22 protein-coding genes and 1 pseudogene are annotated in these 20,111 nt (G+C 60.6%); 10 read left to right on the top strand and 13 right to left on the bottom strand.

Annotated features, from left to right (window positions below; translation table 11 throughout):
* Positions 1-166 precede the first annotated feature (166 nt).
* The 5 genes from ACIOUG_RS04520 to ACIOUG_RS04500 all read right to left on the bottom strand — a co-directional run bounded on the left by ACIOUG_RS04520 (position 167) and on the right by ACIOUG_RS04500 (position 3,131).
* The gene (locus ACIOUG_RS04520; protein WP_108591186.1) at positions 167-616 is read right to left on the bottom strand and encodes a Spy/CpxP family protein refolding chaperone; all 450 of its coding nucleotides are present in this window, start codon (positions 614-616) and stop codon (positions 167-169) included.
* Between the two features lie 231 nt (positions 617-847).
* Positions 848-1,525, bottom strand: a complete 678-nt coding sequence (locus tag ACIOUG_RS04515; protein WP_401062859.1) for a response regulator transcription factor — start codon at positions 1,523-1,525, stop codon at positions 848-850.
* Between the two features lie 7 nt (positions 1,526-1,532).
* The gene (locus ACIOUG_RS04510) at positions 1,533-1,943 is read right to left on the bottom strand and encodes a translation initiation factor 2 (protein ID WP_401062857.1); all 411 of its coding nucleotides are present in this window, start codon (positions 1,941-1,943) and stop codon (positions 1,533-1,535) included.
* Between the two features lie 290 nt (positions 1,944-2,233).
* A complete protein-coding gene (locus ACIOUG_RS04505) occupies positions 2,234-2,533 on the bottom strand; it encodes a YciI family protein (protein WP_007966019.1) in 300 nt (99 codons plus the stop codon).
* Between the two features lies 1 nt (position 2,534).
* Positions 2,535-3,131, bottom strand: coding sequence for a septation protein A (locus ACIOUG_RS04500; RefSeq protein WP_258678933.1), 597 nt, complete (start codon positions 3,129-3,131; stop codon positions 2,535-2,537).
* Between the two features lie 87 nt (positions 3,132-3,218).
* Between ACIOUG_RS04500 and ACIOUG_RS04495 the strand changes: the two genes are divergently transcribed.
* The 6 genes from ACIOUG_RS04495 (at position 3,219) to rluB (ending at position 8,188) form a co-directional block, all read left to right on the top strand.
* On the top strand, positions 3,219-4,082 hold the full coding sequence (locus ACIOUG_RS04495) for a PHP domain-containing protein (protein ID WP_401062854.1): 864 nt from the start codon (positions 3,219-3,221) through the stop codon (positions 4,080-4,082).
* 13 nt (positions 4,083-4,095) lie between these two features.
* Positions 4,096-4,725 (top strand): L-threonylcarbamoyladenylate synthase, encoded by a 630-nt coding sequence (locus ACIOUG_RS04490; RefSeq protein ID WP_401062853.1) that lies wholly within the window; start codon positions 4,096-4,098, stop codon positions 4,723-4,725.
* 123 nt (positions 4,726-4,848) lie between these two features.
* Positions 4,849-5,547, top strand: a complete 699-nt coding sequence (locus tag ACIOUG_RS04485) for a ScpA family protein (RefSeq protein WP_169841264.1) — start codon at positions 4,849-4,851, stop codon at positions 5,545-5,547.
* An 11-nt stretch (positions 5,548-5,558) separates the two neighbouring features.
* Entirely contained in the window at positions 5,559-6,530 is a 972-nt protein-coding gene (scpB, locus tag ACIOUG_RS04480; protein WP_401062851.1) for an SMC-Scp complex subunit ScpB, read from the top strand.
* A gap of 103 nt (positions 6,531-6,633) precedes the next feature.
* Entirely contained in the window at positions 6,634-6,825 is a 192-nt protein-coding gene (locus tag ACIOUG_RS04475; protein WP_003222773.1) for a DUF1289 domain-containing protein, read from the top strand.
* A 142-nt stretch (positions 6,826-6,967) separates the two neighbouring features.
* Positions 6,968-8,188, top strand: coding sequence for a 23S rRNA pseudouridine(2605) synthase RluB (gene rluB, locus ACIOUG_RS04470; protein ID WP_003222775.1), 1,221 nt, complete (start codon positions 6,968-6,970; stop codon positions 8,186-8,188).
* 374 nt (positions 8,189-8,562) lie between these two features.
* On the opposite strand, the gene ACIOUG_RS04465 is transcribed toward rluB, so the two are convergent.
* On the bottom strand, positions 8,563-9,528 hold the full coding sequence (locus ACIOUG_RS04465; RefSeq protein ID WP_401062849.1) for a leucyl aminopeptidase: 966 nt from the start codon (positions 9,526-9,528) through the stop codon (positions 8,563-8,565).
* A 70-nt stretch (positions 9,529-9,598) separates the two neighbouring features.
* Positions 9,599-9,736: a hypothetical protein gene (locus ACIOUG_RS04460; protein WP_163005193.1), complete on the bottom strand. Its 138-nt coding sequence runs from the start codon at positions 9,734-9,736 to the stop codon at positions 9,599-9,601.
* An 893-nt stretch (positions 9,737-10,629) separates the two neighbouring features.
* On the opposite strand from ACIOUG_RS04460, the gene ACIOUG_RS04455 reads away from it, so the two are divergent.
* The gene (locus ACIOUG_RS04455; protein WP_401062848.1) at positions 10,630-12,048 is read left to right on the top strand and encodes an amino acid permease; all 1,419 of its coding nucleotides are present in this window, start codon (positions 10,630-10,632) and stop codon (positions 12,046-12,048) included.
* A 183-nt stretch (positions 12,049-12,231) separates the two neighbouring features.
* Complete coding sequence (gene arfB, locus ACIOUG_RS04450; protein ID WP_401062846.1) at positions 12,232-12,645, top strand: alternative ribosome rescue aminoacyl-tRNA hydrolase ArfB; 414 nt, start codon at positions 12,232-12,234, stop codon at positions 12,643-12,645.
* Here arfB and ACIOUG_RS04445 read toward each other — a convergent pair.
* From ACIOUG_RS04445 to phhA, 6 genes are all read right to left on the bottom strand, one after another.
* Positions 12,642-13,829 carry an MFS transporter gene (locus tag ACIOUG_RS04445; RefSeq protein WP_401062845.1) on the bottom strand — a complete coding sequence of 396 codons (1,188 nt, stop codon included), beginning with the start codon at positions 13,827-13,829 and terminating at the stop codon, positions 12,642-12,644. The two genes, arfB and ACIOUG_RS04445, sit on opposite strands and share 4 nt — an antisense overlap.
* Before the next feature lie 116 nt (positions 13,830-13,945).
* Entirely contained in the window at positions 13,946-14,128 is a 183-nt protein-coding gene (locus ACIOUG_RS04440) for a hypothetical protein (RefSeq protein WP_003222790.1), read from the bottom strand.
* Between the two features lie 70 nt (positions 14,129-14,198).
* Positions 14,199-14,330 carry a hypothetical protein gene (locus tag ACIOUG_RS04435; RefSeq protein WP_256214475.1) on the bottom strand — a complete coding sequence of 44 codons (132 nt, stop codon included), beginning with the start codon at positions 14,328-14,330 and terminating at the stop codon, positions 14,199-14,201.
* 249 nt (positions 14,331-14,579) lie between these two features.
* Positions 14,580-15,773 (bottom strand): amino acid aminotransferase, encoded by a 1,194-nt coding sequence (locus tag ACIOUG_RS04430; protein ID WP_401062843.1) that lies wholly within the window; start codon positions 15,771-15,773, stop codon positions 14,580-14,582.
* Positions 15,773-16,129 (bottom strand): 4a-hydroxytetrahydrobiopterin dehydratase, encoded by a 357-nt coding sequence (locus ACIOUG_RS04425; protein WP_003222798.1) that lies wholly within the window; start codon positions 16,127-16,129, stop codon positions 15,773-15,775. The genes ACIOUG_RS04430 and ACIOUG_RS04425 overlap by 1 nt, the downstream gene beginning before the upstream one ends.
* A 118-nt stretch (positions 16,130-16,247) precedes the next feature.
* A complete protein-coding gene (gene phhA, locus ACIOUG_RS04420; RefSeq protein WP_401062841.1) occupies positions 16,248-17,039 on the bottom strand; it encodes a phenylalanine 4-monooxygenase in 792 nt (263 codons plus the stop codon).
* A gap of 393 nt (positions 17,040-17,432) precedes the next feature.
* Between phhA and ACIOUG_RS04415 the strand changes: the two genes are divergently transcribed.
* Positions 17,433-18,995: a sigma-54-dependent transcriptional regulator gene (locus ACIOUG_RS04415; RefSeq protein ID WP_401062839.1), complete on the top strand. Its 1,563-nt coding sequence runs from the start codon at positions 17,433-17,435 to the stop codon at positions 18,993-18,995.
* Between the two features lie 270 nt (positions 18,996-19,265).
* Positions 19,266-20,003: pseudogene (locus ACIOUG_RS04410) on the top strand (flagellar basal body rod protein FlgF); the annotation flags it as partial.
* Positions 20,004-20,111 lie beyond the last annotated feature (108 nt).

Raw genomic sequence — 20,111 nt, 5'->3', positions numbered from 1 at the left:
TCAAACAAAAACTCAACAATGTGGGAGCGGGCTTGCTCGCGAATGCGGTGCGTCAGTCAACATTGCCTTGTCTGATACACCGCATTCGCGAGCAAGCCCGCTCCCACATTTGGATTGAGTCGCAACAGACCCGACGGCGGTTAGCCGTCGGGTCCGGGTTATCGCATTATTGCGCCTTTTGCGGCTGTTGCGCTTTCCATGCCTTGAACTCGGCCCATTCAGCGCGGCGTTCAGCCTGTTTCTTCTGGATCTCGTCGAATTTCTTCTGTTGATCCGGTTTCAGCAGGTTGCGTACGTCGGCTTCGGCTTTCTTGTGGTTGGCCGCCATTTCGTCTTTCATGGCTTTCTGGTCGGCCGGCGAGAGTTTTTCCAGGTACTTCTCTACCACTTGGCGACGTTCGTGCATCTGCTCGCCCATGATCTTGCGGATCTGATCGCGCTGTTCGCGGGACAGGTCGAGTTGGCTGTACGGGCCTTTGCCGTGCATGCCGTGCATCTGACCGCCGTGGCGTGGGCCGTCGAGCGGGCCACCCATCGGGCCGCCATCCTGTGGCACAGCCATGGCGACGGTTGGCAGAGCGGCAGCGAACATCAGAGCGATAAGAGTCTTGCGCATGGTGTATCTCCTTGTCTCGTTCCCGGTACGTTCCGGATGAGTACAGATTACGGAGATCAAGGTCAGCGGCGGTCAGGGCTGCGTAAAGCTTGGGTAAAGACGCGTTGTCTCCAGCCTTACACATATCCCCCCTGTAGGAGCTGCCGAAGGCTGCGATCTTTGTTTTTGAAGATCAAAAGATCGCAGCGTGCCGCAGCTCTTACAGGGGGGCGTCGTTGTTTCGGATGTGGCTCAGAGGCTGTAGTAGTAACCACGGCTGCGCAGGGCGACGATCCGCGGGCGGCCGTCGGGGTGCGGGCCGATCTTCTTGCGCAGGTTGCTGACGTGCATGTCGAGACTGCGGTCGTACAGGGTCAGCTTGCGGCCGAGGGCCAGTTGCGCCAGTTCCTGTTTGTCCAGTGGCTCGCCGGGCTGCTTGAGCAGGGCTTCGAGCAGACGGCTTTCGGAAACGGTGAGGGTCAGTTCTTTCTCGTCGATGCTGACCACGCCGCGCACCGGGCTGAAGCTCAGGTCGCCAAGCTCGAGTTGGGTCGACACGGCGGCCGGGTGACTGCGGCGCAGCACGGCGCGCAGACGCGCGGTCAGTTCACGCGGATCGCAGGGTTTGGCCAGGTAATCGTCGGCGCCCAGCTCCAGACCGAGGATGCGATCCAGCGGTTCGCCCCGGGCCGAGAGCATCAGCACCGGCAGGTCGGCGTGTTCGCTGCGCAGTTGCTTGAGCAGTTCCAGACCGCTGCCATCGGGCAGCATCACGTCCAGCACCACAGCGGCAGGCGCCGATTCGGCCAGCGCCTTGCGCGCACTCTGCCCATCGTGGCAGGCGCGCACCAGAAAGCCTTCCTGGCTCAGCCAGCTACTCAGGAGTTCGCACAACTCCTGGTCATCATCAATCAGTAACAGCTCGCTCATGACTCACTCAATTTAGCCATTGCCGACGTTTTCGGCTTGCTCCACTGGCAAAGATACCGCAGAGCAGCGCCAATAGCGCTACTCCGGCGCCCGTGACGAACCATTGCTGCTGTTCGGTCAACAGACGCGGCAACGGGCTGGCCTGCGCTTCCTTGAGTTGCAGCTTCAGGCGCTGGTTCTCCTGGCGCAATCGGGCAAGCTGGGCGCTTTCGCGGGTGTTGTCGGCATTTTGCAGTTGTTTGTTCAGTTCTTCCCGCTGCTGCTCGCTGGCCTTGAGGCGTTGCTGCAACTCGGTGATCTGGCTGCCGGCACTCAATGACAGAGGCGTGGAGCTGCCGCTTTCGGTGGATTCCTCACCATGGGCGGGCGCCATGATCGACAACGTGACCCACATCAGACACAACGGACCCTTGCGCATCGCGATTCCTGCTTGCAAATGGATATTGGGCAGGTTGTCGGCAGGCAAACGAGAATAATGAGCGATTGAGAGCGGTGAGAATCAGGAAGGTTCAGTGCGGGTGGAGGAGATATTGCGGTTGATGATTTTTGTGGTGAGGGGATTCATCGAAACGTCGCACCGCCCCGATGGGCTGCGAAGCAGACCTGAAATGGAAGCATGCGGTGTGTCAGGCACACCGCATTGAATGGCTTTGGGGTTGCTGCGCAACCCAACGGGGATAAATCCCCTCGCCACAGGGTTGCCTCTTTTTACGGCAGGACTTGCTTGAACGGCTTGACGATCACATTGGCGTACACGCCAGCGGCGATGTACGGATCGGCGTCAGCCCAGGCTTGCGCCGCGCTCAGGGAGTCGAACTCGGCGACGATCAGGCTGCCGGTGAAACCCGCAGCGCCCGGATCATTGCTGTCGACCGCCGGGTGCGGGCCGGCCAGCACGATGCGGCCTTCGCCCTTGAGCACTTGCAGGCGTTCGAGGTGGGCCGGGCGTGCGGCGAGGCGCGCTTCGAGCGAGTTGGCGACGTCGGTGGCAATGATGGCGTAGAGCATGTCAGTCCTCGGTTTTTGGCGTTGTGGTATCGGCGTCATGCAGATGGCGGGACAGGTAGATGCCCTGACCGACCAGGAACAGCACGGTCATCCCCAGGCTGCCGAACACCTTGAAGTCGACCCAGATGCTCTGGAAGGTGAACGCCACAAACAGGTTGGCAGCCCCGCAGAACAGGAAAAAGGCGATCCAGGCGATGTTCAGGCGGGTCCAGACCGGATCCGGCAGGGTCAGCGCGTGGCCCATGATGCGTTTGATCAGCAGACGGTCACCGATGAAGTGACTGCCGATGAAGGCCAGGGCGAACAGCCAGTTGACCACCGGGGCTTTCCATTTGAGGAAGGTCTCGCTGTGGAAGGCCAGGGTCAGGCTGCCGAATACCAGACAGGCGATCAGGGTCAGCCATTGGCTCTTTTCCAGCTTGCGCTGTTTGATGAACAACGCGCCGTAGACCACCAGGGAGCTGATGATCAGCATCGCGGTGGCGCTGTAGATACCGCCTACAGTCACTTCATGGCCGGCAACGTCGACCACCCGTGGATCAAGTTTGTAAACGATGAAAAACAGCAGAAGCGGGATGAAATCGATGAATTGTTTCACAGTGAGAGCCAGAAGCTGGATGTGGCGGCATAATAACAAACATATGGGCGCGCGATAGCGCCAGCTGATTTGAGGTTACAACTCCCCGTGAATGTTGATTTGCACTGCCACAGCACGGCCTCCGATGGCGCCCTGGCGCCTGCGGTTCTGGTTGCGCGTGCGTTCGAAAACGGCGTGCGAGTCCTGGCGTTGACCGATCACGACACCCTCGAAGGCCTCGCCGAAGCGCGCAGCGCCGCTGAAGAACTGGGCATGCAACTGGTCAATGGCGTCGAGCTGTCCTGCACCTGGGGCGGCGCGACCATCCACGTGCTGGGCTATGGTTTCGACGTCAATGCCGCGCCACTGGTCGAGGCCATCGCCCGATTGCACGATGGTCGCTGGCTGCGGTCCGAAGAAATAAGCCGCAAGCTCGGCCTCAAGGGCATGCCCGGTGCCCTCGAAGGCGCCCGGCAGATCCAGCAAGAGCTGGGCGACAGCGGCAATGCCCCGGCCCGTCCGCATTTCGCCGACTGGATGGTGCGTGAAGGTTTTGTAAAGGATCGCGCCGAAGCGTTCCGCAAGTGGCTCGGCGCCGGCAAGCTGGGTGACGTCAAGCAGCACTGGCCGAGCCTGGAAGACACCGTCGGCACCCTGCGCGCTGCCGGGGCGTGGGTCAGCCTGGCGCATCCATGGCACTACGATTTCACCCGCAGCAAGCGCCGAAAGCTGATTGCCGACTATATTCAAGCAGGCGGGCATGCGATCGAGGTGGTCAATGGCCATCAGCCTGCGGAACAGGTCGGCAGCCTGGCAATCCTTGCCCGTGAGTTCGGTCTGCTGGTCAGCGCCGGCAGTGATTTCCATGGCCCTGGAGGCTGGTCCGAAATTGGCCAGTACCGGCCGGTTCCCGAGGACCTTCCACCCCTGTGGTGTCGGTTCAAACATGACACAGATATTGCCGCCGTCTGAACAGGTAGAAAACGTGAGTCAATTTTTCCAGATCCATCCGGAAAACCCGCAAGCGCGCCTGATCAAACAGGCAGTCGAGATCATCCGCAAGGGCGGGGTGGTGATTTATCCCACGGACTCTTCCTACGCCATCGGTTGCCAGATCGGCGACAAGAACGCGATTGAGCGCGTGCGTCGTCTGCGTCAGCTCGATGAGAAGCACAACTTCGCGCTGATCTGCAGCGACCTGTCGCAACTGGGTAACTACGCCAAGATCGACACCGGCACCTTCCGCATTCTCAAGGCGCACCTGCCGGGGCCTTACACCTTTATTCTCAACGCCACCCGCGAAGTGCCACGGCTGTTGCTGCACCCGAAAAAACGCACCATCGGCCTGCGGGTGCCGAGCCATCCGATTGCCCTGGCGTTGCTGGCCGAACTCGGCGAGCCGCTGATGAGCGTGACCCTGATCATGCCCGGTGACGAAGACCCGCTGAGCGATCCGTACGAAATGCGCCAAATGCTCGAACATCAGGTCGACCTGATCATTGACGGCGGTTTCGGCGGGATCAAGGCGTCCACCGTGATTGACCTGACCGGCGACGACCCGGAAGTGATCCGCGTCGGTTGCGGCGACCCCGCGCCGTTCATGGTCGAGGCCTGAATGTCCGCAGTGGAAACCGTTGTCGATCCCCAGGCCGGCGCCCAGCAGGAACTGCCGTTTGCCATGGTCTATGGCCAGGCGGTCACGGAAATGCCGCTGGACCTGTACATCCCGCCGGATGCGCTGGAAGTATTCCTCGAAGCCTTTGAAGGCCCGCTCGACCTGCTGCTGTACCTGATCCGCAAGCAGAACATCAACATCCTCGACATCCCGGTGGCGGAAATCACCCGTCAGTACATGGGCTATGTCGAGTTGATGCAGTCGGTGCGTCTGGAACTGGCCGCCGAATACCTGGTAATGGCCGCGATGCTGGCCGAGATCAAGTCGCGGATGCTCCTGCCGCGCGCCGAAACCGTCGAAGAAGAAGAGGACGACCCGCGCGCCGAACTGATCCGCCGCTTGCAGGAATACGAGCGCTTCAAGGCTGCCGCTGAAGGTATCGACGGCCTCAGTCGTGTCGGTCGCGACGTGGTCGTGCCCAAGCTCGACGCCCCGGAAGCCCGGGCGCGCAAGCTGTTGCCGGACGTCGCGCTGGAAGAGATTTTGATGTCCATGGCCGAGGTGCTGCGTCGCGGCGATATGTTCGAGAGCCACCAGGTCAGCCGCGAGGCACTGTCGACCCGCGAGCGCATGAGCGATGTGCTGGAACGGCTCAAGGGCGGCGGGTTTGTACCGTTCGTCGAGCTGTTCACTGCCGAGGAAGGTCGTCTCGGTGTGGTGGTGACCTTTATGGCGATCCTTGAACTGGTCAAGGAATCCTTGGTCGAGCTGGTGCAGAATGAGCCGTTCGCCGCGATCCACGTGCGAGCCCGAGCCGAATAACGAGTCGAAACATGAACCTGACTGAACCCCGCGAGCTGGCGCCCCTGCTTGAAGCCTTTCTGTTGGCCTCGGGAAAACCGCAATCGCTTGAACGCCTTTACGAACTGTTCGAAGAAGGCGAACGGCCCGAACCGCCGGTCTTCAAGAAAGCCCTGAGCCTGCTGGCCAAGTCCTGCGAGGGCCGCGCGTTCGAGCTCAAGGAAGTCGCCTCCGGTTACCGCTTGCAGATCCGCGAGAAGTTTTCGCCGTGGGTCGGCCGTCTGTGGGAAGAACGCCCGCAGCGCTATTCCCGTGCGCTGCTGGAAACCATGGCGCTGATCGCCTATCGGCAGCCGATCACTCGCGGCGAGATCGAAGACGTGCGCGGCGTGGCGGTCAACACCAACATCGTCAAGACCCTGATCGAGCGCGAGTGGATCCGCATCGTCGGGTACCGCGACGTACCGGGCAAACCGGCGATGTTTGCCACTACCAAGGCGTTTCTCGATCACTTCAACCTGAAGAACCTCGAAGACCTGCCACCGCTGGCCGAGTTGCGCGAGATGGAAACCGAACCGGTCCTCGATTTCGACGATGCCCCGGTGCCGCAGGGCCTGCAGGAACAGGTCGACGCCAGCGCCGAGCCGGAAGAGCCGAAGGAAGAAACCAGTTTCCACACGCTGCTGCTGGAACTGGACAGCATGGAGGAGGGGATCAAGACCGACTTCGATGATCTGTTACGGGATGCGGCGGACGGCGAAGCGTCGACGCCCGAACCTGACACGCTGGTGGTCGAGCCGACAATTGAAGTTGAACCTGAGACCGAGTCTGAAGCCGAACCGGAAGAAGACCTTCTTGGCGTCGCCGAAGCCCGGGCAAAACTCCTGGCCGCTGTCGCCGCCCTCGAACAACCGGAGCCTGAACCCGAGCTGAGCGAAGAAGAAGCCGAAGCCCGCGCGCTGGCGGAAGCCATCGAGGCCGAACGCCGCGAGTTCGAAGACTGAGGCGCGCCGAAAAGATCGCAGCCTGCGGCAGCTCCTACAGGGACCGCATTCCAATGTAGGAGCTGCCGAAGGCTGCGATCTTTTGATCCTCAAGGGAGACCCCATGAGCTCGACAAAAGACCCTTGCATCAGCCTCTGCAAATTCACCGACGACATCTGCCTCGGCTGTGGCCGCAGCAAGCGCGAGATCCGTGCCTGGAAGAAACTCGACAAGGACGACAAGCGCACGGTACTGGCTGAAGCCGCGCTGCGCCTGATCAAACTCGGTGGCGCCGGTCGGCGGAAAAAGAAATAACTGTCGAGCGATCAGCTAGTCTCTGATGCGCGATGGCGTACATCCGCGTATGATTCGCGACCCTTCGGCGATCCCTTCGCCCGAAAACCAGATTTCAATGCTTCAGGCGCCGCCTGAACAGACCACACCGGGAGGTGCCCAGATGAGTGACATCAATCAGAAAGACGACCAGGAAATCGGCCCAGCAGGCGAAAAACTGCAGAAAGTCCTCGCCCGTATCGGCGTTGGCTCGCGCCGTGACGTCGAAGCCTGGATCAGCCAGGGCCGGATCAAGGTCAATGGCAAAGACGCCACCCTCGGCCTGCGCGTCGACATGCACGACGCCATCACCATTGATGGCAAAGTGATCAAGCGCGAAGAGGCTGCCGAGTCGGTGCGCCGCGTGATCATGTACAACAAGCCCGATGGCGAAATCTGCACCCGTGACGACCCGGAAGGCCGTCCGACCGTGTTCGACAAGCTGCCGCGTCCGAAAGAAGGCCGCTGGATCAACATTGGTCGTCTCGACATCAACACCACCGGTCTGCTGATGTTCACCACCGACGGTGAACTGGCCAACCGTCTGATGCACCCGTCCTACGAGATGGACCGTGAGTACGCCGTGCGTGTACGCGGTGAAGTCGACGACGAAATGATCGAGCGCCTGAAGGCCGGCGTGGTCCTGGAAGATGGCCCGGCGCGTTTCACCGACATTCAACAGGCACCGGGCGGCGAAGGCTTCAACCACTGGTATCACTGCGTGGTGATGGAAGGTCGTAACCGTGAGGTTCGTCGTCTGTGGGAATCCCAGGGCCTGGTGGTCAGCCGTCTGAAACGCGTGCGTTTCGGTCCGGTGTTCCTCAACTCCGACCTGCCGATGGGCCGCTGGCGCGAAATGAGCCAGTACGAAGTCGATGTACTGAGTGCTGAAGTCGGTCTGACCCCGGTGGCGATGCCGCAACTCAACGCCAAGAGCAAGGACAAGCTGGAGCGTATGCAGCGCAAATCGTCGCGGCCAATGGCCAAGACCGAGCGCGTGCGTACCCTGCGCCCAGCCGCTGGCGCGCCAACCGGTCCGCGTCCGAGCCGTGAGCCGCAGATCGAAGGCGAGCGTCCGGGTCGCAAGCCAGTGGCCCGTGATGGCGAGCGCGCACCGCGTCCGGCCAACGGTCGCACCGAGCGCGGCGAAGGTCGTGCGCCGGCCGGCCGTGGTACGCCAGTGGCGGATCGTCCTGCCGACACCACCAACAAGCGTCCGGCCAAGCCTGCACCGAAGCGTCCGGGGATCAAGCTGGTCGACGGCGACAAGCCATCGGGCAAGCGCCGCGGCGCACCGGCTGGCTCCGGTCAGCGTCCGGGTTTCGGTCGCAAGAAGCCGGAATGAGGCAGCTGTGAGCTTTGAGTTGCAGGCTTCAAGCTAAAGCAGAAACGCCAACCGCAGGGTTGGCGTTTTTTTTCGTCTGGCGAAAGGTATGTAGCGTCTGAGCGTGCCTCTTCGCGAGCAAGCCCGCTCCCACAGTGGATCTGCGTCGTACACAAATCCTATTGTGGGAGCGGGCTTGCTCGCGAAGGCGTCAGTCGCCTAAAACACAAAGCGTTCGTCTGGATTATTGGTTGGGTTGCGCGCTGTTCCTGTAGGAGCTGCGGCACGCTGCGATCTTTTGCTCTTGATCTGCAACAGCAAGATCAAAGGATCGCAGCCTCGTTTCACTCGACAGCTCCTACAGGGAGCGGTGGCTTCAAAACAGAAATTAGTGCTTAAAAGACGAAGCGCCCATCAAACACCGGCTTGTCATCCAGCGCCAACACTCCGCCGGAGAAGATCAGGTCGAGGTGATGACTGCCCTTGGCCCCACCGCCGAGGCCAAGATGCAGGCCGCAATGGCGCTCCTCGAACCCGGCATTGCGCGCATACAGGTCTTTCACCCCTTCGTTGGTGCCGATGCCCAACTCCTCGATGCGCCGATTCGACGGGTTGGCATCCAGGTACTTGTTGAAATCATGCTCCAGCCCCGGCACATCGGTGGCGATGCGGCGGATGGTCGAGTTCTCGATCCACAATTCCAGCGGCGATTCGAGCACCCCGTACTTGCGGGCAAACGGGATGGTGCTGAGGAACGTGCCCTTGAATTTCACATGGCCGTTGATCGCTTCGCTGTGAGTGGCGATTTCGCCGGGGGCCAAGTCGAAGTTGCCGACGCCGTTGATGTCGGTCCACTTCTTGATGCTGCTCAACGGCGTTTCGAATCGCGAGCCATGCTCATCGGTGAAGCTCAGCGTGGTGGCCTGGGACATGCGCTGGATCAAGTGGCTGTTGAGCCCGGCGATACGCTGCGGGGTAACGCTGAAGGTGTCGTAGAAATAGTCACCGTAATCCTTGAACAGCAGCGATTTCTTCCAGTTTTCCGCCATCACGCCTTGCAGGGCGCGCACGAACTCCGGGCCGTCGGGGCGCGGGTTGGGCAGGGTGGAAGAGTCGTAGAAGAAAATGTACAGATCGCTGTCGGCAATGGCCGCGGTCAGCGTGGCGGTGCTTTCCAGGTCCAGGCGCCGGGCACTGAAGGTGAAGCGGGGATGATCGCCGGCCTGTTCGGCGATGGCATCGGTCAGGGCTTGGTAATCGGCGGTGTGGCCGAGAAGGACCTTCGCCGAGTCGAGACCGGCAAGGGCTGGGTGATGTTCGAGGTAGTAAAGGAAATGCGAGATCGCGCGGGGCTTATCCATGAGTCCTCCCTGACCGACCGTGAAAAAGCGGCAGGCACGACCGGCCGGATCGTGCCTGCCCGGGGATGTCTTACAAAGGCCACATCGCCGTGCCGAACGGAACCACCGCGTCGGCTTGCATCATTTCCACGGCGGCGTCATGGGTCGGTGCCTCAAACCATTCGTCCAGTTGCAGTTCGGTATCCAAGTCTTTTTCCAATGCTTGCATGGTCGATCTCCTAGATGAATTTCACGGTTGTGACTGGCCGGTCAAGGTGGCCGGCAAGACGTGAAGAACCTAGTTCAGGGGTTTTGCTAATGCAAAAAATTATTTATTTAAAATTTAAATAAACTTTTTATTCTGTTTTTTAGTGGCGGTTTTCTTATTTGAAAACAAAAAACTAAGCGGGCACTTTCATTAGCAAGCTTGCTACCGTCAATTTGCAGACGTCCTACAGAATTTTCCGAATTGGAAAATCTTCGTTACGCATCGTAAAGAAAAGTTTACGAAAACCCCGGTAAAGCCCAGTGGATTTACCCCCTTGCCGACGCTGTAAGGAAAACCTGCCGAAGCCCGGCCACAAAGGCACCACGCAAGGCTCTGGCGCGCTTGTTTCAGCGCCGTTTGCAGGGTGAGATGCGCCTCATGCCTGTCGTGCAGGTGCATAACAAGAAGGAGGCGCAATGAACGCCGAGATTGATCTTCACTTCTCTCCGTGGGGCGGTTTTTCGCTCGTCCCCGTCGATGGCCTGCAAAGGCCTGACTCAATTTTTGCAGCCGCCCGGACTTCTCGAGGCGGACCCACGCAATCCCGGCAAGCGCCACGCTGATCCAGCGGGGTCTGGCAGCAGGGGGTTAGCGGTGTACAATGCGCCGCGTTTTAACTGTGACCCTCTGCGTAATCGCGCAAACCTCAAGGCCATCCGCCTTGTTCACTCCGCCGCGTCACAAGCGTGTCGGGTTCGATTTCGTCACAGATAAAAACAAACAGGTGACGCATGACCGTTGTAAAAAAGCTGAATTCCTGGTGCCTGCGCTGGGGTTTGATCGGGGTTGTCTGAAATCGCAACCTTGCAGCAACGTCTACTGAACATCATCAAACCTTGCGTGAGACCTTTTTCATGAGTGGACAACCCTCGCAATCAGGCGAGCTGAAACGCGGCCTGAAAAATCGCCACATTCAACTGATCGCCCTCGGTGGCGCGATCGGTACCGGATTGTTCCTCGGCTCGGCCGGGGTCCTGAAATCCGCCGGCCCGTCGATGATCCTCGGCTACGCCCTCTGCGGCTTCATCGCCTTCATGATCATGCGCCAGCTCGGCGAGATGATCGTCGAAGAGCCGGTGGCCGGTTCCTTCAGCCATTTCGCGCACAAGTACTGGGGCGGCTTTGCCGGTTTCCTGTCGGGCTGGAACTGCTGGATTCTGTACATTCTGGTGGGCATGTCGGAGCTGACCGCGGTCGGCAAGTACATTCACTACTGGGCGCCGGACGTCCCGACTTGGGTCACCGCCGCTGCATTCTTCGTGCTGATCAACGCGATCAACCTGGCCAACGTCAAAGTCTTCGGTGAAGCCGAATTCTGGTTCGCGATCATCAAGGTCGTGGCGATCGTCGGCATGATCGCGCTGGGCAGCTACCTGCTGGTCAGCGGCCATGGCGGCCCGCAGGCCTCGGTCAGCAACCTGTGGTCGCACGGCGGCTTCTTCCCCAACGGCGTCAGCGGTCTGGTGATGGCGATGGCGATCATCATGTTCTCCTTCGGCGGTCTGGAAATGCTCGGTTTCACCGCCGCAGAAGCCGACAAGCCGAAAACCGTGATCCCGAAAGCGATCAACCAGGTGATCTACCGCATCCTGATTTTCTACATCGGTGCACTGGTGATTCTGCTGTCGCTGACCCCATGGGACAGCCTGCTGGCGACTCTCAACGCGTCCGGTGATTCGTACAGCGGCAGCCCGTTCGTGCAGGTGTTCTCGATGCTCGGCAGCAACACCGCCGCGCACATCCTCAACTTCGTGGTCCTGACCGCGGCGCTGTCGGTGTACAACAGCGGCACCTACTGCAACAGCCGCATGCTGCTGGGCATGGCCGAGCAGGGCGATGCGCCGAAAGGCCTGGCGAAAATCGACAAGCGCGGCGTGCCGGTGCGTTCGATTCTGGCTTCGGCTGCGGTAACGCTGGTGGCGGTGTTGCTCAACTACCTGATGCCGCAACAGGCGCTGGAACTGTTGATGTCATTGGTGGTGGCGACCCTGGTGATCAACTGGGCGATGATCAGCTTCTCGCACTTCAAGTTCCGCCAGCACATGAACAAGACGCAGCAGACGCCACTGTTCAAGGCGCTGTGGTACCCGTACGGCAACTATGTCTGCCTGGCGTTCGTGGTGTTCATCCTTGGCGTGATGCTGCTGATTCCGGGCATCCAGATCTCGGTGTACGCGATTCCGGTGTGGGTCGTGTTCATGTGGGTCTGCTACGTGATCAAGAACAAGCGTGGGGCGCAGCAGGCGCTGCACGCGGCGAGTGCTTCCAAGTAAGCGCTGAGGCAACAAACGACAAACCCGGCCACTGTGCCGGGTTTTTTATTGCCCCTGTAGGAGCTGCCGAAGGCTGCGATCTTTTGATCTGTTTTAAAGGTCAAGATCAAAAGATCGCAGCCTTCGGCAGCTCCTACAGGGTTGATGGCGTATCCTGCAGCTTCTGAATACGGACGCTTTTCCATGCTGGTGATTTCCAACAATGTGCATCTGCCGGATGCCGAGATCGAATTGACTGCCATCCGCGCCCAAGGCGCCGGTGGGCAGAACGTCAACAAGGTCTCCAGTGCCGTGCACCTGCGCTTCGACATTCCGGCCTCGTCCTTGCCCGAGTTCTACAAGGAGCGGCTGCTGGCCCTGCGTGACAGTCGCATCACCAGCGAGGGCGTGCTGATCATCAAGGCCCAGCAATACCGCACGCAGGAAGCCAACCGTGCCGATGCGCTGGAGCGTCTGGTCGAGCTGATCCTCAGCGCCACCAAGGTTGAAAAGAAGCGCCGCCCGACCAAGCCGACCCTGGGCTCGAAGAAGCGCCGGCTCGAATCCAAGACCAAGCGCGGCAGCATCAAGGCCGGGCGCGGCAAGGTGGATTTCTAGTCTTCGCGGTACTTCGCCGTGTGCTTGTACAGGTACACGCTCAGCGCCAGACCACTGAGCGAGGCAATGGCGGCAAACAGAAAGATCGACGCAAAACCGAAGCCCGCCGCAATCGCCCCGGCCAACGGCCCGGTGATCCCCAGCGACAAGTCGATGAACAGCGAATAAGCGCCGACCGCCGCGCCACGGCTGGAGGCTGGCACCAGATTCACCGCTTCCACACCCAGCGCCGGGAACACCAGCGAGAAGCCGAAACCGCTCAACGCCGCACCGGCCAGCGCCCAATGTGCGTCCGGCGCCAGCCATAGCAGCAACAGACCGAGGGTTTCCACCGACAGGCAGGCAATCGCCACACGGAAGCCGCCGAGACGGTTGATCAGGTTGCCGAACAGCAGCCGCGCGCCGATGAAGCTGGCGCCGAACAGGCTCAGGCACAACACCGCGTTGTCCCAGTGCCGGGTGGCGTAATACAGGGTGATGAAGGTGGCGATGGTGCCGAAGCCGATCGAGCCCAGCGCCAGACCGCAACCGTGCGGGAACACCCGGCCGAGCACATGCATGAACGGCAGACGCTCACCGGCGACAATCGGCGCGGCAGTTTTCGGCCATGCCAGCAGCAGGCCCAGCGCTGCCAGCAGGATGATGCTGACCCCCATGCTCCACAGGCCCAACTGGCCGACCAGCCACACGCCGAATGGCGCACCGACTGCCAGCGCGCCGTAACTGGCGATGCCGTTCCACGAAATCACTTTGGCGGTGTTCGCCGCGCCAACGCGGCCGATGCCCCAGCCGATCGAACCGGAGCCGACCAGGCTTTCCGCGCTGCCCAGCACCAGCCGGCCGATCAACAGGCTGGTCAGGCTGAGCATCGGCAGGTTCGGTGTCCAGGCCGAAATCAGCATGAACACACCGCTCAAGCCACACCCGGCCAGACCGATCATCACCGCGCGTTTGCTGCCCTGGTTGTCGATGATCTTGCCGGCGTACGGACGGCTGAGCAGGGTGGCGAGGTATTGCACACTGATCACCAGCCCGGCGATCACCGCGCCGAAACCGAGGTCGCTGTGGACATAGCCCGGCAACACCGCGAGCGGAATGCCGATGTTCAGATAGCCGATAAAGGTGAAGAGGACGATGGAAACGACTTGCAGCGTGACCGCCAGGGGACGCTGGGGTTCTGACATAGAGGACGACATGAGTAACGATCCACGGCAAAGCAGGATTAGATAGGCTGCTTATGATACCGGCGCGAACGAGTCAGGGGCTGGGAAAAGTAAAACTATTTGCCGGGAGGGTGGCTTCAGGGTTTGGCCGGGGCGACCAGTTGTGTAGTGACCAGTGCAGCGAGGGCGTTTTCTTCGCTGCCGAAACGGGCGAGCAGGGCGGCCTGTTTTTCCGGGGAGAGACGGTTCCAGATCTCGATCATTTTCTCGGTGGCGCCGATCAGCACGGCAGCTTGGCTTTCGGAGAATTCGTCGGTCATGGCGGGCTCGGTTTCAGGCAGTGTGGAAAGCGCATCTTAGCGCTTTCCACACGGTCTGTACGGCGGGGTTTTACTCTTCGCTGTCAGCCTGGCGGCTCTCAACGGCTTCTTTCGGCTCGGGCTGTTGGGCGCCGGCTTGTTGCGTGGTCGTCTGCTCAGGTACGTGCAGGCTTGGGAAGGGGAGATTAGGAATCTCGTGCATGGTTGCGCTCCTCGCTAAGTCTGTTGATAGATCTGGTAGATCCGCGCTTCTTGAAAGCCTGCGCAGGATACAGCAGGAAAAATGACAATTAAGCTTTTAATTGAAAATAATGCGACAGATGGCCGCAGGGGGGGATCACCGCGAAACAAATGTAGGAGCTGCCGCAGGCTGCGATCTTTTGACTTTGATTTTAAAAACCAAGATCAAAAGATCGCAGCCTTCGGCAGCTCCTACAGGGGGATTGCGGTGTTACTTGCTGACGTCGGCGATGGCCTGTGCCAGCAGCGCCAGACGCGTTGCATCAATCCCGGCGACGTTGGCCCGGCCCGAGCTGACCATGTACACGCTGTGATGCTCACGCAGTTGTTTCACCTGCTCCGGCGACAGCCCGGTGTAGGAGAACATGCCGCGTTGCACGCCAATGTGCGCAAAGCGCTCGCGCAAACCGTGCGGTTCCAGTGCTTCGACCAGACCACTGCGCAACTGGGCGATGCGCAGGCGCATGGCTTCCACTTCGTCGGCCCAGCGGGCTTTCAGCTCCGGGTCGGCGAGGATGGTCGCGACTACGGCCGCACCGTGATCCGGTGGCGTCGACCACAGGTTGCGGGCGATGTTGGCCAGTTGGCTGCGGATGTCGATCAGCTTGTCGGCGGTTTTCGCGCAGACGATCAGCGCACCGGTGCGGTCGCGGTACAGGCCGAAGTTCTTCGAGCAGGAACTGGTGATCAGCAGCTCAGGCACCTCGGCGGCGAACAATCGGGTCGACCATGCGTCCTGCTCCAGCCCGTCGCCAAAGCCCTGATAGGCAAAGTCGATCAGCGGCAGCAGGTCACGGCGGCGCACGACGTCGAGTACGCTCTGCCAGTCGTCGTGACTCAGGTCAAAACCGGTCGGGTTGTGGCAGCACGCATGCAGCAGCACCACGTCGCCTTGCGGCACTTCGTTGAGCACGGCGAGCATCGCATCGACGTCGAGGCGGTTATCGCTGCCCACGTACGGGTAGTGACTGACCTTGACCCCGGCCGCGGCGAAAATCGTTTCGTGGATCGGCCAGGTCGGGTTGCTCAGCCATACGCCCTTGCCCGGCAGGCACTGGGCGATGAAGTCGGCCGCCAGGCGCAGGGCACCGGTGCCGCCCGGGGTCTGGGTGGCACCGGCGCGCTGTTCGGCGATCAACCTGGAGTCGGCGCCAAGCACCAGCTCATTGATGACTTTGCCGAACAGCGGGTTGCCGTGGCCGCCGATGTAGGTCTTGGTGTCCTGGCTTTCGACCAGTCGCGCCTCAGCGATTTTCACCGCTTCGGGGATCGGCGTCAGGCCCTGGGCATCCTTGTAGACGCCAACGCCGAGGTCGAACTTGCGCGGGTTGCTGTCCTGCGCATAGGCCTCCATCAAACCGAGGATCGGGTCGCCGGGTACCCGGCCGATGGCGTCAAAGTGCATTACTTGCGTCCTTCTGCGGTCTTGGCCACTTCGTCAGTGCGCGCGGCCATGATGAAGTCGTTGCGGTGCAAGCCCTTGATCGAATGGCTCCACCAGGTCACGGTGACTTTGCCCCATTCGGTCAGCAGGCCCGGGTGGTGACCTTCGGCCTCGGAGATCTCGCCGACGGCGTTGGTGAAGGCCAGCGCGTGCTTGAAGTTCTTGAACAGGAAGACCTTCTCCAGCTGCATGATGCTGTCGCGCACTTCGATGTTCCAGTCCGGGATCTGCTTGATCAGGATCGGCAGTTCTTCGTCGCTGACTTGTGGTGCATCGGCACGGCAGGCTTCGCAGTGGGCTTGGTTCAAAGTGGACATGGTGTGATTCCTGAAATCGAGTGTGTTTTTTTTATAGAAGCTATCGGCCCGTCAATGCCGTCACGCTAAACCAAAGTGGCGGCGACTGACAGACTCAATTGTCAGCAAAAGTCGCGGTTCACGCGGCTTTTGGTTTTGGCGGAAACTTCGGCGAGTGCAACCCCAGCTGCATGCCTTGGCGAACCATGGCCATGATGTCTTCATGGGCGACGTCGAACAGGCGCTTGAGGTTCGGCAGGACAAAGTACAGCGGCTGCAGAATGTCGATGCGATACGGCGTGCGCATGGCTTCCAGCGGATCGAAGGCCTGATGCTCGGGTTCGTCCGACAGCGAGTAAACAGTCTCTTTCGGCGAGGACAGGATGCCGCCGCCGTAGATGCGTTTGCCTTGCGGGGTGTCGACCAGACCGAACTCGATGGTCATCCAGTACAGGCGCGCCAGATACACGCGCTCTTCCTTGGTCGCCTGCAGGCCGAGCTTGCCGTAGGTGTGGGTGAATTCGGCGAACCACGGGTTGGTCAGCAGCGGGCAGTGACCGAAGATCTCGTGGAAAATGTCCGGCTCTTGCAGGTAGTCCAGTTCTTCACGGGTACGAATGAACGTGGCCACCGGAAACTGTTTGCTGGCGAGCAATTCGAAGAAGGTCTGGAAGGGGATCAGTGCCGGGACGCGGGCAACCTGCCAACCGGTGGTCTCACCGAGCACCTTGTTGATCTCGCCGAGCTGCGGAATGCGGTCGTGGGGCAGACCGAGTTTTTCGATACCGTCCAGGTATTCCTGGCACGCGCGACCTTCGATCACTTTCAGCTGGCGGGTGATCAGCGTGTTCCACACCGCATGTTCTTCGGCGGGGTAGTCGATAAAACCTTGCGCATCGGGCTCGCGGGCCACGTATTGCGTCTGCTTCATACTGCTCTCCTGCTAGGGGAATTCGTTCTTGTTATGTCCAGCGATGGGCTCAGGATTACCCGAGAGTGCGGTGGGATGCAGCAGGTTGAGCGCATTCTTTGTAGGAACAATCGCTGTATTTCGTAAATAAATCGTTACGCTTTGGCCGGTATCTCGCATTTGCGGTGATTTGCGGGTTTGAAATGGGCTGTGGCTGTCACATAATCTTGACAACTATCTGCGCGCCTCGACAGAAAAGTGAGACCAAAGCGCGCCACGAAATCCTGTGGGAGCGGGCTTGCTCGCGAAAGCGGTGTGTCAGCTGAATGAATGGCGACTGACACACCGTCTTCGCGAGCAAGCCCGCTCCCACAGGGATTGTGTTTAACCCCCATCCTCGTCGGGCCTCTACATATGCGTATCAAAGTCCACTGCCAGAACCGCATCGGCATCCTGCGCGACATCCTCAACTTGTTGGTGGAGTACGGGATCAACGTCGCGCGCGGCGAGGTCGGCGGTGAGCACGGCAACGCGATCTATCTGCATTGTCCGAACCTGATCAACATCCAGTTCCAGGCGCTGCGGCCGAAGTTCGAGGCGATTGCCGGGGTGTTTGGGGTCAAGCGCGTCGGGCTGATGCCCAGCGAGCGTCGGCACATGGAGTTGAACGCGTTGCTCGGCGCGCTGGAATTCCCGGTGCTGTCGATCGACATGGGCGGCTCGATCGTCGCCGCCAACCGCGCGGCGGCGCAGTTGCTCGGGGTGCGCGTGGATGAGGTGCCGGGGATTCCGTTGTCGCGCTATGCCGAGGATTTCGACCTGCCGGAACTGGTGCGTGCTAACAAGTCGCGAATCAACGGGATGCGGGTCAAGGTCAAGGGCGACATCTTTCTCGCCGACATCGCGCCGCTGCAATCGGAGCACGACGACAGCGAAGCCATGGCCGGTGCGGTGCTGACCCTGCACCGCGCCGACCGCGTTGGTGAGCGCATCTATAACGTGCGCAAACAGGAGCTGCGTGGCTTCGACAGTATCTTCCAGAGTTCGAAAGTCATGGCGGCGGTGGTGCGTGAGGCCCGGCGCATGGCGCCGCTGGATGCGCCGCTTTTGATCGAAGGCGAAACCGGCACCGGCAAAGAACTGCTCGCTCGTGCCTGTCACCTCGCCAGTCCGCGCGGGCAGTCGCCGCTGATGGCGCTCAATTGCGCGGGGCTGCCGGAGTCCATGGCCGAGACCGAGCTGTTCGGCTATGGCCCCGGCGCGTTCGAAGGTGCGCGCGCCGAAGGCAAGCTCGGCCTGTTGGAGCTGACGGCGGGTGGCACGTTGTTCCTCGATGGTGTCGGTGAGATGAGCCCGCGCTTGCAGGTGAAGTTGCTGCGCTTTCTGCAGGATGGCTGCTTCCGCCGGGTCGGCAGTGATGAAGAGGTGTATCTGGACGTGCGAGTGATCTGCGCGACCCAGGTCGACTTGTCCGAATTGTGCGCGCGCGGCGAGTTTCGTCAGGATCTGTATCACCGCTTGAACGTGCTGTCGCTGCACATCCCGCCGCTGCGCGAATGCCTCGACGGTTTGACCCCGCTGGTCGAACATTTCCTCGATCAGGCCAGCCGCCAGATCGGTTGCTCGCTGCCGAAACTGGCGCCGGCAGCGATGGATCGGCTCAGCCATTACCATTGGCCGGGCAACGTGCGTCAGCTGGAAAACGTGCTGTTTCAGGCGGTTTCACTGTGCGAGGGCGGCACGGTCAAGGTCGAACACATCCGCTTGCCGGATTACGGCGTGCGTCAGCCGCTTGGCGATTTCTCGCTGGAGGGTGGGCTGGACGAGATCGTCGGGCGCTTCGAGAAAGCGGTGCTGGAGCGCCTGTATTCCGAGCACCCGAGCAGTCGGCAACTGGGCAAGCGGCTGGGGGTGTCGCATACCACCATCGCTAATAAGCTGCGTGAGTATGAGGTCGGTAAAGATTCTGAAGCTTAAGATCAAAAGATCGCAGCGTGCCGCAGCTCCTACAGGGGGGGCATTTCAATGTAGGAGCTGCCGAAGGCTGCGATCTTTTGATCCTTTGCCGCCAAGCGGCATAACACCGCCGGTTTTTCGACTTCGATACATTTCCAGTTCTCCCGCAAAACCCCTCAAGTCCTTTGTTTACCGGGCCGCAAGCCGCCAGAAAAAAGTTGGTCTGCAAATTGCTTATGGCTCAGCAGTACAGCGGTGGGCGGCAAACGTCCGGCATGCAGAGGAAAGAGTGTGGACAAGTACCTTTATGTGGCAATGACCGGCGCCAGTCAGAACGCACTGGCGCAAAAGGCCCATGCCAACAACCTGGCGAACATCTCCACCAATGGTTTTCAGCGCGACCTGGAGCAGGCGCGTTCGATGCCGGTGTTCGGTGACAGCTTTCCGGCGCGTGCGTTTGCCATGAGCGAGCGGCCCGCCACTGATTTCACCGCCGGTTCGCTGGTGCAGACCGGGCGTGACCTCGACGTGGCCGTAACCGGCAACGGTTTTATCGCCGTGCAGAACCCCAACGGCGGCGAAAGTTACGTGCGCACCGGCAGCCTCAACATCGACGCCCTCGGCGTATTGCGCGCCGGCAACGGCATGCCGGTATTGGGCAATGGCGGGCCGATCGCCGTGCCGCCGGAGCAGCAGGTCGAAGTCGGCGAAGACGGCACCATCAGTATTCGTGCGATGGGCGAAGGCCCGCGCGTCATGGCGGAAGTCGACCGGATCAAACTGGTCAACCCGGACATCAAGAACCTCAACAAAGGCCTCGATGGCTCGATCTACACCAAGGACGGCCAGCCTGCGCCGGCCGATGCCAACGTCAAACTGGTGTCGGGTTTCCTTGAGTCGAGCAACGTCAATGCCGTGGAAGAAATGACCTCGGTGCTGGCCCTGGCCAAGCAGTTCGAGTTGCACGTCAAGATGATGAACACCGCCAAAGACGACGACCAGGCCATGGCTCGGGTCTTGCAGATCAGCAAATTATCAGAACGTCTCGCCGTAAAACAGGCGCACGAGGAGAATCGAATGCTACCTGCTCTATGGGTTGCCAAAACCGGACTGACCGCCCAGGACACCAACCTGACC

The organism is Pseudomonas sp. NPDC087803 (assembly GCF_044742995.1).
Taxonomy (GTDB): domain Bacteria; phylum Pseudomonadota; class Gammaproteobacteria; order Pseudomonadales; family Pseudomonadaceae; genus Aquipseudomonas.
Note: the sequence above shows the minus strand (reverse complement) of the source record. Positions and strands in the feature narration are given on the sequence as shown.

Bases quoted from the DNA above. Each gene is read 5' to 3' on its own strand.
- ACIOUG_RS04520 (WP_108591186.1), bottom strand. From the start codon at position 616: ATGCGCAAGACTCTTATCGCTCTGATGTTCGCTGCCGCTCTGCCAACC.
- ACIOUG_RS04515 (WP_401062859.1), bottom strand. From the start codon at position 1,525: ATGAGCGAGCTGTTACTGATTGATGATGACCAGGAGTTGTGCGAACTC.
- ACIOUG_RS04510 (WP_401062857.1), bottom strand. From the start codon at position 1,943: ATGCGCAAGGGTCCGTTGTGTCTGATGTGGGTCACGTTGTCGATCATG.
- ACIOUG_RS04505 (WP_007966019.1), bottom strand. From the start codon at position 2,533: ATGCTCTACGCCATCATTGCCACCGACGTCGCCAACTCGCTCGAAGCG.
- scpB (WP_401062851.1), top strand. From the start codon at position 5,559: ATGAACCTGACTGAACCCCGCGAGCTGGCGCCCCTGCTTGAAGCCTTT.
- ACIOUG_RS04475 (WP_003222773.1), top strand. From the start codon at position 6,634: ATGAGCTCGACAAAAGACCCTTGCATCAGCCTCTGCAAATTCACCGAC.
- rluB (WP_003222775.1), top strand. From the start codon at position 6,968: ATGAGTGACATCAATCAGAAAGACGACCAGGAAATCGGCCCAGCAGGC.
- ACIOUG_RS04465 (WP_401062849.1), bottom strand. From the start codon at position 9,528: ATGGATAAGCCCCGCGCGATCTCGCATTTCCTTTACTACCTCGAACAT.
- ACIOUG_RS04460 (WP_163005193.1), bottom strand. From the start codon at position 9,736: ATGCAAGCATTGGAAAAAGACTTGGATACCGAACTGCAACTGGACGAA.
- ACIOUG_RS04455 (WP_401062848.1), top strand. From the start codon at position 10,630: ATGAGTGGACAACCCTCGCAATCAGGCGAGCTGAAACGCGGCCTGAAA.
- arfB (WP_401062846.1), top strand. From the start codon at position 12,232: ATGCTGGTGATTTCCAACAATGTGCATCTGCCGGATGCCGAGATCGAA.
- ACIOUG_RS04445 (WP_401062845.1), bottom strand. From the start codon at position 13,829: ATGTCAGAACCCCAGCGTCCCCTGGCGGTCACGCTGCAAGTCGTTTCC.
- ACIOUG_RS04440 (WP_003222790.1), bottom strand. From the start codon at position 14,128: ATGACCGACGAATTCTCCGAAAGCCAAGCTGCCGTGCTGATCGGCGCC.
- ACIOUG_RS04435 (WP_256214475.1), bottom strand. From the start codon at position 14,330: ATGCACGAGATTCCTAATCTCCCCTTCCCAAGCCTGCACGTACCTGAG.
- ACIOUG_RS04430 (WP_401062843.1), bottom strand. From the start codon at position 15,773: ATGCACTTTGACGCCATCGGCCGGGTACCCGGCGACCCGATCCTCGGT.
- ACIOUG_RS04425 (WP_003222798.1), bottom strand. From the start codon at position 16,129: ATGTCCACTTTGAACCAAGCCCACTGCGAAGCCTGCCGTGCCGATGCA.
- phhA (WP_401062841.1), bottom strand. From the start codon at position 17,039: ATGAAGCAGACGCAATACGTGGCCCGCGAGCCCGATGCGCAAGGTTTT.
- ACIOUG_RS04415 (WP_401062839.1), top strand. From the start codon at position 17,433: ATGCGTATCAAAGTCCACTGCCAGAACCGCATCGGCATCCTGCGCGAC.